Here is a 14,637-nt window from a genome sequence, read left to right on the forward strand (position 1 = left end):
ACCGCTTCGGCCCGGCGGTTTCTCCACCGGGAGTTTGGCGGTGAGAAATCGTACGGGCCACGTCGAAAAGACGTGGCCCTTTTGTTTATTCGAGGAGGTGGACTTCTTGGATTTCGAAAAGGTGATTTCCTTCTACAGAAAAGCCTCAAAGGTTGGTTACGCACCTTTTTTCTCTCCTGCCTTTGAGAAAATGGAAAGTGTGTCCGGTGAAAGTGACTTTTTCCTTGACAGAAAAGGGAATCTCTATCGTGTGCGGAGTGATTTCACAAAATCTGTGCTAAATCATAGAAAAAAACAGGCTTTCACTTCCAAAATGAAAGTGTGGTACGCGGACTTCGTCTACAGATATTTCGGAGAAGAGATGGTGGCGGAGTATCAACTCGGCCTTGAAAACATTCCAAGAGAATCCCTCAACGATACGTTCGAGGTGCTCGAGATCATAACAGAAAGTGTGCTTGAGATGTTCACCGGGCCACTGATAGTGGAAATAGGTCACACGAAGGTCTATGAAGATTTGCTGAGGACCGTCCCAAAGGATATTCACGAGAAGGTGCTCAATCTGATCGACACAAAGAACCTCGCGGAGATAGAGTTCCTTTCTCGAATGAAAGGTATCGATCTTTCTCGAATAGAAAAGATCATAGAGGACAGCATATACAGACGATCTCCCGAAAACCTTGAGGGGATGAATCTTCCCTCTTCTGTGAAAGAAGACCTCCTTTCCGTTTCTTCCTTCCTTCAGCGAAGATTTCCGAGTGTCCTTGTTGAAGTGGATCTCACTCTGGCAAGGACCATAGAGGAGTACAGCGGTGTGATCTTCACCATCTATGACACATCGGCCTCCAAACTCGTGGCAGCCGGCGGTGAGTATTCGATAAACGGAGAAAAGGGTGTGGGAGGATCCATCTTTCTGGAGGGGAAAACATGTTGAAACTCGCGATTCCAAAAGGAAGACTCGAAGAAAAGGTAATGGAGTTGCTCAAAAAAGCAGGATACACTTTCCAAAAAGAGTCCTCCATCCTTCGTGAAGGAGAGGACGTAACCTGCTTCATGGTGAGACCGTTTGACGTTCCGACGTATCTCACCTACGGAGTAGCGGATATAGGTTTTTGTGGCACGGACGTGCTCCTTGAGAAGGAAACAAGCCTCATACAGCCGTTCTTCATCCCAACGAACGTGAGCAGGATGGTGCTGGCAGGGCCGAAAGGAAAGAAGATTCCAGAGGGCGAAAAGAGAATAGCCACCAAGTTTCCAAACATCACAAGAAGGTACTGTGAATCCAGGGGCTGGCACTGCAAGATCATACCGCTGAAAGGATCCGTGGAACTTGCACCAATAGCCGGGCTTTCCGATCTCATCGTCGATATCACAGAAACGGGAAGAACCCTCCGGGAGAACGATCTTGAAGTCCTCGATGAAATATTCATCATAAGAACCCACGTTGTGGTGAATCCCGTGAGTTACAGAACGAAAAGAGAAGAAGTGATCTCCTTTCTGGAAAAACTCCAGGAGGTGATGAAAAATGATAATCATGAGAAATCCCACCGATGAGGACATTCTGAAACTCCTTGAGAGAAGAATGAAGGCCGCCTCAGAAGTGGAAGAGATCGTCAAGGAGATCATAAAAAGGGTGAAAAACGAAGGGGACAGAGCCCTCGAAGAGTATCTGAAGCGTTTTGAAAAATACCCTCTTAGCGTGAGAGAACTTCTTGTCTCAGAAGAAGAAATGGCAGAAGTGAGTGTAGAGAAAGATTTCATCGAAACCGTGAAAATCGTGATAGAGGATCTGAAAGAGTTCCATCAAAGGCAGAAAGAGACTTCCTTTTTCTTCACAACCGATGGTGGAAGTTTTCTTGGCGAGATGGTGGTTCCTCTTGAGAGCGTTGGGATATACGTTCCCGGAGGAAAAGTCCCGTACTTTTCCACCCTTCTCATGTGCGCCGTTCCTGCCATTGTGGCAGGTGTTGAAAGAATCGTCGTCACCACTCCACCCGATGAGAAGGGAAAAGTGTCCCCTTACATCCTGAAGGTGTGTGAAATTCTGGGTCTGAAAGAGATCTACAAGATGGGAGGAGCACATGCGATTGCTGCCCTCTCTTACGGAACAGAGACGGTGAAACCCGTTGACAAGATCGTGGGACCGGGTGGGGTTTTTGTTACACTCGCGAAGAAACTCGTTTATGGAGACGTGGGGATCGATTCCATAGCGGGTCCAAGTGAGATCACGATAATCACAGACGGAAGCATTCCTTTAGACTTTGTGGCAGCGGATTTTCTGTCCCAGGCTGAACACGATGAAAACGCCATGAGCGTGGTCATAACGACCTCGAAAGAAGTTTTCGAGAAACTTCCAGGGGTCATAGAAGAGCATCTTCAATCCCTTCCTGAAGAGAGAAGGAAAACCGCCGAGATATCCACGAGCAACTTCGGAATCATCGTATTCACCGACGATCTGAAAAGGGCCTTTGAGATCTCCAACCTCATCGCCCCAGAACATCTGGAAATACTCGTGGAAAAACCCTTCGAAGTTCTGAGTTATGTGAAGAACGCAGGTTCCGTGTTCCTTGGAAGGTACACCTGCGAATCCGTGGGAGACTACGGTGCGGGGCCAAACCATGTGCTTCCCACGTTCAGGTCCGCAAGGTTTTCTTCTGGACTCAGGGTTTCTGATTTCACAAAGAAGATCTTCGTCACCCACTTTTCCGAGGAAGATTTCAAGAAGAAAAGTGTGCTCTACTCCAGAATGGCACGATGGGAAGGCTTTGAGGCACACGCGAGGGCTGTGGACGTGAGGAGGGAATCGCTGTGAATCCCGTTGATCTGATCATAAAAAGGGCTTACCCGTACGAGACAGAGAAGAGAGACAGGATCTACCTCGCCCTGAACGAAAATCCGTTTCCCTTTCCGAAAGAACTCACAGAGGAGGTCTTCAGAAAACTCGAAGGCGACAAGATGAGAATATATTACGATTCTCCGGACGAAGAACTCATCGAAAAGATTCTTGAATATCTCGATGCCGATTTTTTGAGAGAGAATAACGTGTCGATCGGAAACGGTGCCGACGAGATCATATACGTGATGATGCTCATGTTCGAACGAGCGGTTTTCTTCCCCCCCACCTACAGCTGTTACAGAATTTTCGCGAAGGCGGTTGGTGCAAAGTACCTCGAAATTCCTCTCACGAAGTATCTGAAAATACCAGAAGTCGATGTTGGAGAGGGAGACGTTGTCTTCATCCCAAATCCCAACAATCCAACGGGTCATGTCTTCGAAAGGGAGGAGATCGAAAAGATCCTGAAAAAAGGAGCGTTCGTTGCTCTGGATGAAGCCTACTACGAATTCCATGGAGAAAGCTACATCGACCTTTTGAAAGAGTACGAAAATCTTGCCATCATCAGGACATTTTCCAAGGCGTTTTCTCTCGCTGCTCAGAGGATCGGATACGTCATCTCCTCTGAAAAGTTCATCGACGCGTACAACAGAGTGAGACTGCCGTTCAACGTGAGTTACGTCTCCCAGACCTTTGCGAAGGTGGCGCTGGAACACATCGATATCTTCAAAGAGCGGATAGAATACATCGTCTCGGAGAGGGAGAGAATGAAAAAAGCACTGAAGGAGCTGAACTATTCCATTTCCGACTCGCGCGGGAACTTCGTTTTCATATTCATGGACAGAAAAGAGCAGAACAAACTGATAGAACAGCTCCGGCAGAAGAACATAGCAGTTCGAAGTTTCAGAGAAGGTGTTAGAATCACTATCGGAAAAAGAGAAGAGAACGAAACTATTCTGAAAGAACTGGAGGTGTTCAGATGACGGTGGAAAGGATAGAAAACGGTGTCATTGTTCAAAGAAACACGAAGGAGATAGAGATCTCCATAACACTGGACACGGTTCACGGAAAACTCGAAGGAAGCACCGGTGTGAACTTCTTCGATCATCTTTTGAACACTTTCTGTCACTATTCGGGACTGGGTCTCAGGGTGAGCACCTGTGAGAGCAAAGACGGTATCCTTCACCATCTGATAGAGGACTTTGGAATCTCCCTGGGACAGGCGTTCAGGGAGCTCTTCGACTACACGAAGGTGAAAAGGTTCGGCGAGGCCTCCGTTCCTATGAACGAGGCGCTCATAGGATGTTACGTGGATCTCTCTGGAAGGCCCTTCTTCCAGAAGAATTTTGAATTCTCCGTGGAGAAGATAGAGGACATGCCCGTTGAAGGTTTCGAGGAGTTCATGAACGGCTTTGTCAACCATGCAAGGATCACAGTTCACTTCTTCAAGTTCTTTGGAAAGAACGACCATCACATCTCCGAATCTGCCATGAAGTCCTTTGGGCTTGCAATCGCCCGTGCACTGGAAAGATCGGACACCAGAACCACCAAGGGTGTGATAGATTGAGGATCGGAATAATTGCCGTTGGCCCCGGCAACATCATGAACCTCTACCGAGGAGTGAAAAGAGCGGCCGAGGGCCTTGAAAACGTCTCCATAGATCTGGTAGAAAATCCTCAGAAAGATCTGTACGACCTTCTCTTCATTCCCGGTGTTGGGCACTTTGGAGAAGGAATGAGAAGGTTGAAAGAAAACGGCCTGATCGACTTCATAGAAGAACACGTGGAAGACGGAAAGTACGTTGTCGGTGTCTGTCTTGGTATGCAACTTTTGTTCGAAGAAAGCGAAGAGGCACCGGGTGTGAGAGGGCTTTCCCTGATAGATGGAAACGTTGTGAAACTGAAAAGCAAAAGACTTCCCCACATGGGATGGAACGAGGTGATCTTCAAGGACACCTTTCCGAGCGGATACTATTACTTCGTTCACACTTACAGGGTCGTGTGTGAAAAGGACTACGTTCTGGGAACGACAGAGTACGACGGGGAGATCTTTCCTTCATCCGTCAGAAAAGGAAAAATACTCGGTTTCCAGTTCCATCCGGAGAAGAGTTCGAAGATAGGAAAGAAACTCCTCAGGAAGGTGATCGAATGCTCGTCATCCCGGCCATAGACCTGTACAGAAAAAAGGTCGTGAGGATGGTCAAGGGTAAAAAGGAAAACACGATATTCTACGAGAAGGATCCCATTGAACTTGTGGAAAAACTCGTCGAGGAGGGATTTTCTCTCATCCACGTGGTGGATCTTTCAAGAGCCATAGAGGAAAGCGATGAAAACCTGCCGGTTCTGGAAAAACTCTCATCCTATGCCGATCACATTCAAATCGGCGGTGGAATAAGGATACTGGAGTACGCAAAAAAACTCCTCGGAATGGGATTCAGAAGACAGATCGTGAGTTCAAAGGTGCTGGAAGATCCCTCTTTCCTGAAGAAGTTAAAAGAAATCGGAGTGAATCCAGTCTTCAGTCTCGACACAAGAGAAGGGAAGGTGGCGTTCAAGGGCTGGCTGGATGAAAAAGACATCGATCCTGTTTTTCTTGTGAACAGATTGAAAGAGTTCGGCCTTGAAGAGATCGTCCACACGGAGATAGAAAAGGATGGCACCCTGAAAGAGCACGATTTCTCTCTGACGGAAAGGATCGCCCTGGAAACGGGTGTGAAAGTGATAGCAGCGGGTGGTATCTCCTCAGAACGTTCCCTAGAGGAGGCTCTTGAGGTCCACAGAAGAACGAACGGTCTTTTGAAGGGTGTGATCGTGGGAAGAGCGTTTCTGGAAGGCACCCTCACAGTCGAGGTGATGAAAAGGTATGCTTGCCAAGAGAATAATAGCGTGTCTTGATGTGAAAGATGGTCGCGTGGTGAAGGGTACGAACTTTGAAAACCTCAGAGACAGCGGAGATCCCGTTGAACTGGGAAAGCTTTACTCCGAGATAGGAATAGACGAACTCGTCTTTCTGGACATCACCGCGTCTGTGGAAAAGAGAAAAACGATGCTCGAACTGGTGGAGAAGGTGGCAGAACAGATCGACATTCCCTTCACTGTGGGTGGAGGAATACACGATTTCGAAACGGCATCGGAACTCATCCTCAGAGGTGCGGACAAAGTGAGTATCAACACCGCTGCGGTGGAAAAACCGGATCTCATCACCAGGATCGCCGAAACCTTCGGAAGCCAGGCGGTCGTTGTGGCGATAGATGCAAAGAGGATGGACGGTGATTTCATCGTCTTCACCTACTCGGGAAAGAAAAACACCGGTATTCTCCTCTCGGACTGGGTCCGTGAGGTGGAAAGAAGGGGAGCCGGAGAGATACTTCTCACCAGCATCGACAGAGACGGTACGAAAATGGGATACGACACGGAGATGATCGAATTCGTAAGACCGCTGACGAACCTTCCCATCATCGCTTCGGGTGGTGCGGGAAAGATGGAGCATTTTCTTGAGGCGTTCCGGGCCGGTGCGGATGCTGCACTTGCGGCGTCTGTGTTTCATTTCAGAGAGATCGATGTGATGGAACTCAAAAGATTTCTCAGAGAAAACGGTGTGAACGTGAGATTGGAGGGAATGTGATGGAACTCTATCCCGTGGTGGTTCAGGAGAGAACAACCGGCGAGGTGCTGATGCTCGCTTACGCGAACAGAGAGGCTCTGGAACTCACGAAGAAAACGGGATACGCTCACTTCTTCTCCAGAGAAAGACAAAAGATCTGGAAAAAGGGAGAGACCTCTGGAAACACCATGAGGGTTGTGGAAATAAGGAGAGACTGCGATGATGATGCGTACCTTTATATCGTGGACTTTCCGGAGGAGAAGGTGGCGTGCCACACAGGAAACAGGTCCTGCTTCTTCAAGGTGGAACACAGATTCGAAGAGACAGGCTCTCCCACCTTCTGGCTTGAGCTGTACAGACTGGTGAGAGAAAGAAAAGAAGAGATGCCAGAGGGGTCCTACACCGCAAAACTCTTTAAAGAAGGAAAGGGAAAGATCGCAAAGAAGTTCGGAGAAGAAGCAATCGAGGTGATAACTGGCTACCTTCAAAACGACAGGGAAAACCTCGTCTGGGAGATAGCCGACATGGTGTATCACCTCACGGTCCTCATGGTCGAGGCGGGGATCACCGTTCAGGATGTGATGAAGGAACTGGAAAAGAGAAGAAAGTGATCAGCCAAACTCTTCCGGAGGATCGGAAAGTCCAAATTCGTGCAAAATCGCCTTCACGATACGATCTGATGCTTTTCCGTCTCCAAAAGGGTTCACCGCCCCCCGTGCCATCTTCTGGTAGAGTCCTTCATCGGTGAGGAGTCGTTCTGCGATCTCGAATATCCTTTCTTCTTCCACACCACCGAGGACGGCAACACCCGCCTCTATAGCCTCGGGCCTTTCTGTCTCCCTTCGAAGTACGATGACCGGCTTTCCAAGGGCCGGGGCTTCCTCTTGTATCCCACCAGAATCCGTCATGATGAGATAGCATCTTGCCATCAGATTGTGCATGTCTATCACGTTCACCGGATCGATCAAAAGCACCCTTTCCGTGTCTCCGAGGATTGGAAACACGATCTCCCTGACGGCGGGGTTCATGTGAACCGGATAGATCACCTTCACATCGTCGAACCTCTCAACGATTCTCTTCACCGCCCTGCATATGTTCTTCAGGGGTTCTCCTATGTTTTCTCTTCTGTGTGAGGTGAGAAGGATGTATCTTGCAGAAGAGAAATCCTCATTTCTGAGAACGGGATTTTCAAAGACGTAATTGTCCCTCACGGTGTACCTGAGGGCGTCGATCACCGTGTTTCCCGTCACGTAGATCTTTCCCATAACGTTTTCCTTCAAAAGATTCTCTCTGTTCCTCTTCGTGGGAGCAAAATGCAGAGTTGCAAGAACGCCAGTGAGCCTTCTGTTGATCTCTTCAGGAAAAGGTGAGTACCTGTCGTTCGTTCTCAGCCCCGCTTCGACATGGCCAACGGGTATTCTGTGATAGAAGGCTGCAAGCGCCCCGACGAACGTGGTCGTTGTGTCTCCCTGAACCAGAACAACGTCGGGCTTCACCTCTTCAATCAGGTTATAGAGGCCAGAAAGGGCGTTCACCGTTATATCTGAGAGGGTCTGCCTTTCTTTCATGATGTTCAGGTCGTAGTCCGGTTCTATGTTGAAGACCTCGAGCACCTGATCGAGCATCTCCCTGTGCTGGGCCGTCACACAGACAACACTCTCCACGTTTGACTCTTTCTCGAGTTTTTTCACCAGTGGAGCCATCTTTATTGCCTCGGGCCTTGTGCCGAAAATGCTGAGAACTCTGATCACGTTCTACACCTCCTGTTAAAATTGTACACGAGGAGGTGAAACGGTGAAAGCACTGATCCTGGCTGGAGGATCTGGAGAAAGATTCTGGCCTTTTTCCACTCCGGAAACTCCAAAACAGTTCCTCAAACTTTTCGGTGACAAAAGTCTCATAAGGTGGACATTCGAGCGCGTTTTGAAAAGGCTCGACCCGAAAGACGTGATCGTTGTAACCCACAGAGACTACGTCGAAAGAACAAAAGAAGAACTTCCAGAACTTCCACCGGAGAACATCATCGCAGAACCACTGAAGAAGAACACCGCCCCTGCGTGCTTTGTTGGAACAAAACTTGCCGAAGACGATGAGCCCGTTCTGGTCCTGCCGGCAGATCACAGAATTTCCGATGTGGAGAAGTTCTGGGAAACTATGGAGAAAGCCCTCGATGCCGTGGAAAAGTATGGAGGTCTCTTCACGTTCGGAATCGTTCCGACAAGACCGGAGACCGGCTACGGATACATAGAAGTTGGGAAAGAACTGGAAGATGGCGTGCACGAGGTTGCTCAGTTCAGGGAAAAACCCGATCTTGAGACTGCAAAGAGATTCCTGGAGAGTGGAAGGTTCCTCTGGAATAGTGGGATGTTTCTCTGGAAGGCAAAAGAATTCATCGAGGAGGTAAAGGTTTGTGAACCTGCCATATACGAACACCTGAAGGATGTGGATCCGAGGGATTTCGAAGCGATGAAGAAAGCCTACGAGAAAGTACCATCGATCAGTGTGGACTACGCGGTCATGGAAAGGTCAAAGAAGGTTCGCGTTGTGAAAGCAGATTTTGAGTGGTCCGACGTTGGGAACTGGTCCTCGGTGAGAGAGATAGAGGGTTACACAGAGGAATCGGAGAATGTGGTACTCGTGGACAGCGAACGTGTCTTCGTGAAACCCCATGACAAACCAATAGCCATCGTGGGTCTTTCGGATGTGATCGTGATCGACACTCCCAACGGGATATTGATCTGCAAAGAAGAACACGCACAGAAAGTGAGGGAAGTGGTCAGGAAACTCTTTCGTACCTCCTGAGAAAGAGAAAGACGAGAAGAGAAACGACCATAGGAACCAGTCCAAAGATTCTGTACGCACCGATCATACCAAGGCTTTCTGCGAGTATTCCACCGGTGGACGATCCAACGAACGGCCCTATTCCCATGGCGATCCAGAAGTATTTTTGTGCTCTGATCCTTGCGGGACCGAACGTGCGAATGAGTGACATCATGGAGTAATAGATCACGATGTAGGTCCAGCCCTGAAGCAACTGCACCATCAGGAGAGAAGACGGAGAATTCGCCATGGTAACGAGAAGATTCCTGAGACCAACAACGAACACCCCTGACGAGAGCAAGAAACCCACACCGAGTTTTCCCACGATCTCATCGGCCCATAGAAGAAACGGTGTCTCCGTGATGGCCATCAAAGAAAGTGCTAGACTCGCAAGAGAGACATCGTATCCCCTCTCTTCTATCAGAACGGGCAGAAAAACGAAGTTGAAGTTGTTTGCAGCTATACCAAAGATCACCACCGGAAGAAGAAGCCAGAAGAAGATCGGCAAGGGCTTTTTGCTCCTGCTCTTTTCTTCGTCTCCCAGTTCAACCTCGTCCACTTTCTTCAAAACAAAAAAGGTGAGTATCATGAGAGATGCAAAGACAACGAATATCACAACGTATCCTATTCTGATCAATGCACTCATCAACAGTGCCGTGAAAGAAAAACCGAACGTTCCAAAGAGTCTGATCCTGCCGTAGTTCATCCTCGACTGGTGCGTGATGTCTACGATCACAGACTCTGCAAGAGGCGCCGTTGCTGAAAAGAAAAAGGCAAAGATCGCCATGAAGAGAAGCTTCACATAGAACTCTTCGAAGAGAAAAAGGCCCCACAGAAGAAATCCAGCGGACAGGATTACTCTTTTCAACCAGTTCACTCTTCCAATAGCGGAGGCGATCTCGAAATTCAGGTGATTTGCATAAAGAGAGGAGATGGGCATGATTGCCATCAAAAGGCCGATCTGAGACTTTGCAAGTCCCTCGCTTGCGAGGAATTGGCTCAAAAGTGAATAAACTGCCATCGATCCGTACACGAGAAATTCTATCGATACGAGTCTGTATCGCACAGAATCCCTCCTCGCACAGGAAAGATTGTAGCACGATGATTCGCATTCAGAACTTTTCAGTTCTGTGAGAAACAGTTGAAAGTACCTCCAGTCTGTAGTAAAATAAATTTGGACCAAATAGGTAGAAAATGGAGGTGAAAAGGTGCAGCACCTGAAAATTAAAATCTACACGACGCCGACCTGTCCATACTGTAGAAAGGCAAAAGAGTACTTCAGATCCCTGGGATTGAAATTCAAAGAGGTGGATGTTACGAAGAATCCAAGAGAAGCAGAACTCATGGTGAAAAAGACGGGACAGATGGGAGTTCCCGTGATCGAAATCGGAAACAAGATAGTCATCGGATTCGACAAGGCAAAGATCGACAGACTCCTTGGAATATCTTAAGCGGGGACAGCCCCGCTTTACTCTTTCAACATGCCCCTCTTTACGATCTTCAGCATCACTTTCACTTCCTCAACAAGGTTTCTGGTATCTTTCTTCAACTGATCTGGCCTTCCCTGATAGGTTCTGAGATAAATCTCTTCAAACCCCTTGAAAAACCACATCAGAAATTTCAGCGCCACTTCTTCAGTTACACCTTCTGCTAGTTTCAGGTCCTCCAGTTTCTCTCTCACAAAACCGAAGAACTTTCCCTGTGCTTTTTCAAGATCGGAGAGGATCTTTCTTCTCAGATTCTCGTTTACACCAACAAGCGTCACCAGAAAGTCCGTCTCCTCGGGATGGTTTGCAGAATACTCCAGTTTTTTCTCCATCCACTTTTCCATGAAGTCGAAGATATCTCTGTTTTTGTTTTCCCTCAAGAAATTCTCAAACTCTCCCTGAAGTTTCTCAACGACGTACCTGTAAGCCTGATGGTAGAGATTTTCTTTACTTTTGAAGTGATGAAAGATCAAACCCTTGGCCACCCCCGCTCTTTCTGCGATCTCATCGGTTGTGGCCCTTTCATATCCTCTTTTTCCGAACACCTCTATCGCTGCTTTCAATATCGCTTCTTTCTTCGACAACACGATCCCTCCATCAGACGAGGATGTCCTTTCGTGAGAAAAAAGCAACTGTGATGATCAAAAGTGATACATTCACCAGCGCAAAGAAGAGCCCGGAGTATTCAGGAAATCCATATCTTATGATCTTTGAAGGGTCTGCGTAAGAGAAGGGGGTGAAGTACTTCAAAAATTCAGCAGAATCTGTGAGTTTTGAGATCATATTCAGCACGTACAGAACGAAGGTTGTGCCAAGACCGAGTGAAAGGGCGTTGTCTGATCTCAGGGCACCCACAAGAAAAGAGATGTTCATGAGGGTAATGTGAAGTATCGTCTGACTGAGAGCGAAAACGGTGAATCTACCTATCTCCACGGGAGATGAACTGTAGGCGTTTGCAAAGAAAAACAGACTCGTGAACAAAAGCACGTCAAAAATGAGGATGTGTATCAGTGACGAGGCAAATTTCGACAGGACCACTTCGTACCTTGTGATGGGTTTTGAGAGGAGAAACTCCATGGTCTTTTCGTTTTCTTCCCTTGAGATGCTTCTCACTCCGGTCAGGGACGCAAAAACTCCTCCCACAAGTGTCACATAGATACTCGACACCATCGCAAGATAGTTCATGATGTTGGAAAAGTCCATATCCTCCAGCCCAAAGAGTTTCACAAAGGCTTTCGGCATGACTCTTATCCATCTGGTTATGAGCTCTGTTTCTTTTGCCATGCTTGGATAGAACGCAGCGTACATGAACTGAAGAAGTATCAAGACAATCGTCCACGCGAGTGTACTTTTTATGTATCTCTTCAAATCCCATCTGAGAACGTTCATTTCTCTCCCTCCCTGTAGTAGGACATGAAGATCTCCTCAAGAGAAGGTTCCTCCACCCAGAAATCAGATGGTTTCAATCTCTGAAGAATTTCTATGAGTTTCTCTGTTGTTCCAGAGAAAAGAAACTCCGCAACGCTGTTTTCGATCTTCAGGTGAACCACTTCAGGGAGTTTCTCCAGCATCTCAAAGTTTCCCTCTCTGATCCTTACTACCTTGTACTTTTCTTTCTTAAGGTTCTCCACACTTTCTATCTTGACGATCCTTCCGTTCTTTATCATCGCAACCCGATCGCAGAGTCTCTCGACCTCGCTGAGTATGTGGGAAGAGAAGAAGATCGTGGTGCCTCTTTCTTTCTCCTCCTTCAAGATCTCGAAGAATGTGCTCTGAACGATGGGATCAAGGCCGTTCGTTGGCTCATCCAGGATGAGAAGTTTTGGCCTGTGCATCAGAGCCTGAACGATCGCTACCTTCTTTCTGTTTCCCATGGAAAGTTCTCTGATACGTTTTCCCGTGTCCAGCGAAAAGATGTTGCATAGTTTTTTCACGTAGCTCTCATCAACGCTTTCGTAAAAACTCGATGAGTACCTGAGAAACTCCTCCACCGTCACCTCGGGATAGAAACTCACCTCTCCTGGAATGTAACCAACACCCTTTCTGATCTCTTTTCCTTCTTTCACAACATCCCTGCCGAATATGCTGGCACGACCGGACGTCGGAAAGATTAGACCAAGAAGCAGTCTTATTGTGGTGGTCTTCCCGGCACCGTTTGGCCGATGAAACCGAATATCTCTCCCTCTTCAACCGAAAAGGTCACACCTTCTACACCTCGGGACTTTCCGTAGTACTTGGTGAGATTTTCTGCCTCGATCACAGGCATGTTCACACCTCCCTGACTGTCTGGTCAGTCACATCGTATCATGAATTGACTAATGAGTCAATCTTGAAAGAAAAGTCCAATTTGTCTCTCCATTGATTTAGCAGTTTTCAATGTACATTACTTAATTTCTCTTACTCGGTTTCTTCCAGAGATTTTCATACGGTATATCCGTTACTTCCTCACACATCTTTTTCACTTCATCGTTGACTGACGACTTGTCACCTGTTTCTTTAAGCCTTTTCAGTTCCTGCACCAGAACTCTGTGAATCTCAGGGGTTATCTTATATTTAAAGGAAAAGATAATACCAATCAGTATTAAAGCGATTGGGACGTACGAGACCAGAATCTTCATTCCTAGCAACGTTTGTGGTGTTTGAGAGACATTGGGTGTATATCCTATCAAGTCAAGCGCAACTCCTATCATAAAGAGTGTGAAAGCCTGCACAAGTTTCCTTATGAGGGTCATCATTCCTGAGTAAAGTCCAGCCCTGTTTTCCGATGTTATAAGTTCGTCCACATCAGCAACTGTTGGAAGCATAGCCCATGGAATCATAACTCCTGCCGAGAGGCCAGCCCCGATAATGACGCAGTCTATCAGAATGAGAGATGTGGGAGAGTTTGATGACAGGAATGATAGTAGGATCATTCCTGCTCCCCACAAAGAAAGACCGGTTCTATACGCTACAGCTTGTCCAAACACATTTGATATTCTGACATACAAAGGTAAGAAAATTATCTGTGTTATAAGAACACTTCCCATGGCAAGCGAAAACATATGTTCTTTGTTAAGATAATATGTTAGATAGTATATCAATAGAGCCATCATTATGTCCATAGCAGTGTAAGCCGATATGTACATGGCAATATGTGTTCTGAAAACCCTGTTTTTGAAGACAGAAAATAAATTTCCGGAAACCTTTTGGATTGTTCCTGTCCTTGTCTCTTCTTTTGTTCCCAGGAAAACGAACAACCACGGAGAAGCATATATGATACCGAAGATTATTCCCATCCTGAAATAGCCTTCGGCAGGAGTACTGGCTGAGTCGACAATAAGTTTTGGTATTGTTCCAGAAATCAAAGCAGAAAGCTGAGAAAAAATCATCCTCGCTCCAGAAAGCCTTGTTCTAATTCGATAATCTCTACTCATATCTGCAACTAGGGCACTGTACGGTACCATGACCATTGTATAAACAGTGGAAAAGAAGATATACGCAAATAAATAGTACAGGAAAGTTCGAATTTGAGATTCTGAGATGAAAGGATACCAGAGAATAGAAAAGCTTATGAATATGGGAATTATACCTATTAAGAAATAGATTCTTCTTCTTCCAAAACGAGATTTTGTGTTGTCGGAAATGTAACCCATCAATGGATCAGAAAGAGCATCCCATATCTTTCCAACAATCAAAACAAGTCCTGCCAGGGTTGGGTTTAATCCTACGATGTCAGTCAAAAATAGCAGAAATAAGGTTCCTATTACAACAAAGGATCCACCCCCAAAAATGTCTCCTAGACCATAGAGAAGGATGTTCTTGAATCCTACTTTCTTCATGCCAATCCTCCTTTCTTTATAAATTAGTTACAGTACTTATGTTCTCCGGTATACAAGTATTACAAATTTTTCCCATTAA

The 14,637-nt window shown here is 46.8% G+C and carries 18 protein-coding genes; 11 read left to right on the top strand and 7 right to left on the bottom strand.

Going from position 1 to position 14,637, the window contains the following annotated elements; translation table 11 throughout:
* Positions 1 to 97 precede the first annotated feature (97 nt).
* The 9 genes from CTN_RS07610 to hisIE are packed head-to-tail and all read left to right on the top strand — an operon-like array spanning position 98 to position 7,044.
* Positions 98 to 931: an ATP phosphoribosyltransferase regulatory subunit gene (locus CTN_RS07610; protein WP_144399136.1), complete on the top strand. Its 834-nt coding sequence runs from the start codon at positions 98 to 100 to the stop codon at positions 929 to 931.
* Positions 925 to 1,551, top strand: a complete 627-nt coding sequence (gene hisG / locus CTN_RS07615) for an ATP phosphoribosyltransferase (RefSeq protein ID WP_015919989.1) — start codon at positions 925 to 927, stop codon at positions 1,549 to 1,551. Before CTN_RS07610 ends, hisG begins: the two co-directional genes overlap by 7 nt.
* Positions 1,523 to 2,809, top strand: a complete 1,287-nt coding sequence (gene hisD / locus CTN_RS07620; RefSeq protein ID WP_015919990.1) for a histidinol dehydrogenase — start codon at positions 1,523 to 1,525, stop codon at positions 2,807 to 2,809. Before hisG ends, hisD begins: the two co-directional genes overlap by 29 nt.
* Positions 2,806 to 3,813: a histidinol-phosphate transaminase gene (gene hisC / locus CTN_RS07625; RefSeq protein WP_015919991.1), complete on the top strand. Its 1,008-nt coding sequence runs from the start codon at positions 2,806 to 2,808 to the stop codon at positions 3,811 to 3,813. The genes hisD and hisC overlap by 4 nt, the downstream gene beginning before the upstream one ends.
* Positions 3,810 to 4,397 carry an imidazoleglycerol-phosphate dehydratase gene (gene hisB / locus CTN_RS07630; protein ID WP_015919992.1) on the top strand — a complete coding sequence of 196 codons (588 nt, stop codon included), beginning with the start codon at positions 3,810 to 3,812 and terminating at the stop codon, positions 4,395 to 4,397. The genes hisC and hisB overlap by 4 nt, the downstream gene beginning before the upstream one ends.
* Entirely contained in the window at positions 4,394 to 4,999 is a 606-nt protein-coding gene (hisH, locus tag CTN_RS07635) for an imidazole glycerol phosphate synthase subunit HisH (protein ID WP_015919993.1), read from the top strand. Before hisB ends, hisH begins: the two co-directional genes overlap by 4 nt.
* A complete protein-coding gene (hisA, locus tag CTN_RS07640) occupies positions 4,978 to 5,724 on the top strand; it encodes a 1-(5-phosphoribosyl)-5-((5-phosphoribosylamino)methylideneamino)imidazole-4-carboxamide isomerase (protein WP_015919994.1) in 747 nt (248 codons plus the stop codon). Before hisH ends, hisA begins: the two co-directional genes overlap by 22 nt.
* A complete protein-coding gene (gene hisF / locus CTN_RS07645) occupies positions 5,693 to 6,454 on the top strand; it encodes an imidazole glycerol phosphate synthase subunit HisF (RefSeq protein WP_038067887.1) in 762 nt (253 codons plus the stop codon). The genes hisA and hisF overlap by 32 nt, the downstream gene beginning before the upstream one ends.
* On the top strand, positions 6,454 to 7,044 hold the full coding sequence (gene hisIE, locus CTN_RS07650; protein WP_038067889.1) for a bifunctional phosphoribosyl-AMP cyclohydrolase/phosphoribosyl-ATP diphosphatase HisIE: 591 nt from the start codon (positions 6,454 to 6,456) through the stop codon (positions 7,042 to 7,044). The genes hisF and hisIE overlap by 1 nt, the downstream gene beginning before the upstream one ends.
* Here hisIE and wecB read toward each other — a convergent pair whose 3' ends face one another.
* Entirely contained in the window at positions 7,045 to 8,184 is a 1,140-nt protein-coding gene (gene wecB / locus CTN_RS07655; RefSeq protein ID WP_015919997.1) for a non-hydrolyzing UDP-N-acetylglucosamine 2-epimerase, read from the bottom strand.
* A 43-nt stretch (positions 8,185 to 8,227) separates the two neighbouring features.
* Here wecB and CTN_RS07660 point away from each other — a divergent pair, with 43 nt between their 5' ends.
* Complete coding sequence (locus tag CTN_RS07660; RefSeq protein ID WP_038067891.1) at positions 8,228 to 9,235, top strand: mannose-1-phosphate guanylyltransferase; 1,008 nt, start codon at positions 8,228 to 8,230, stop codon at positions 9,233 to 9,235.
* On the opposite strand, the gene CTN_RS07665 is transcribed toward CTN_RS07660, so the two are convergent.
* Positions 9,210 to 10,319 carry an MFS transporter gene (locus tag CTN_RS07665; RefSeq protein ID WP_038067893.1) on the bottom strand — a complete coding sequence of 370 codons (1,110 nt, stop codon included), beginning with the start codon at positions 10,317 to 10,319 and terminating at the stop codon, positions 9,210 to 9,212. The two genes, CTN_RS07660 and CTN_RS07665, sit on opposite strands and share 26 nt — an antisense overlap.
* A gap of 142 nt (positions 10,320 to 10,461) precedes the next feature.
* Here CTN_RS07665 and CTN_RS07670 point away from each other — a divergent pair, with 142 nt between their 5' ends.
* Positions 10,462 to 10,704 carry a glutaredoxin family protein gene (locus tag CTN_RS07670; protein WP_004080491.1) on the top strand — a complete coding sequence of 81 codons (243 nt, stop codon included), beginning with the start codon at positions 10,462 to 10,464 and terminating at the stop codon, positions 10,702 to 10,704.
* Positions 10,705 to 10,721: 17 nt separating this feature from the next.
* Here CTN_RS07670 and CTN_RS07675 read toward each other — a convergent pair whose 3' ends face one another.
* The 5 genes from CTN_RS07675 to CTN_RS07690 form a co-directional block, all read right to left on the bottom strand.
* The gene (locus tag CTN_RS07675; RefSeq protein WP_144399138.1) at positions 10,722 to 11,327 is read right to left on the bottom strand and encodes a TetR/AcrR family transcriptional regulator; all 606 of its coding nucleotides are present in this window, start codon (positions 11,325 to 11,327) and stop codon (positions 10,722 to 10,724) included.
* 10 nt (positions 11,328 to 11,337) lie between these two features.
* A complete protein-coding gene (locus CTN_RS07680) occupies positions 11,338 to 12,129 on the bottom strand; it encodes an ABC transporter permease subunit (protein ID WP_015920001.1) in 792 nt (263 codons plus the stop codon).
* On the bottom strand, positions 12,126 to 12,914 hold the full coding sequence (locus CTN_RS07685) for an ABC transporter ATP-binding protein (protein ID WP_342279238.1): 789 nt from the start codon (positions 12,912 to 12,914) through the stop codon (positions 12,126 to 12,128). Before CTN_RS07685 ends, CTN_RS07680 begins: the two co-directional genes overlap by 4 nt.
* On the bottom strand, positions 12,869 to 13,006 hold the full coding sequence (locus CTN_RS10130) for an ABC transporter (protein ID WP_015920003.1): 138 nt from the start codon (positions 13,004 to 13,006) through the stop codon (positions 12,869 to 12,871). Before CTN_RS10130 ends, CTN_RS07685 begins: the two co-directional genes overlap by 46 nt.
* Before the next feature lie 121 nt (positions 13,007 to 13,127).
* Positions 13,128 to 14,558 (bottom strand): MFS transporter, encoded by a 1,431-nt coding sequence (locus CTN_RS07690; RefSeq protein ID WP_015920004.1) that lies wholly within the window; start codon positions 14,556 to 14,558, stop codon positions 13,128 to 13,130.
* Positions 14,559 to 14,637 lie beyond the last annotated feature (79 nt).

Source organism: Thermotoga neapolitana DSM 4359 (assembly GCF_000018945.1).
In the GTDB taxonomy this organism is placed as follows: Bacteria; Thermotogota; Thermotogae; order Thermotogales; family Thermotogaceae; genus Thermotoga; species Thermotoga neapolitana.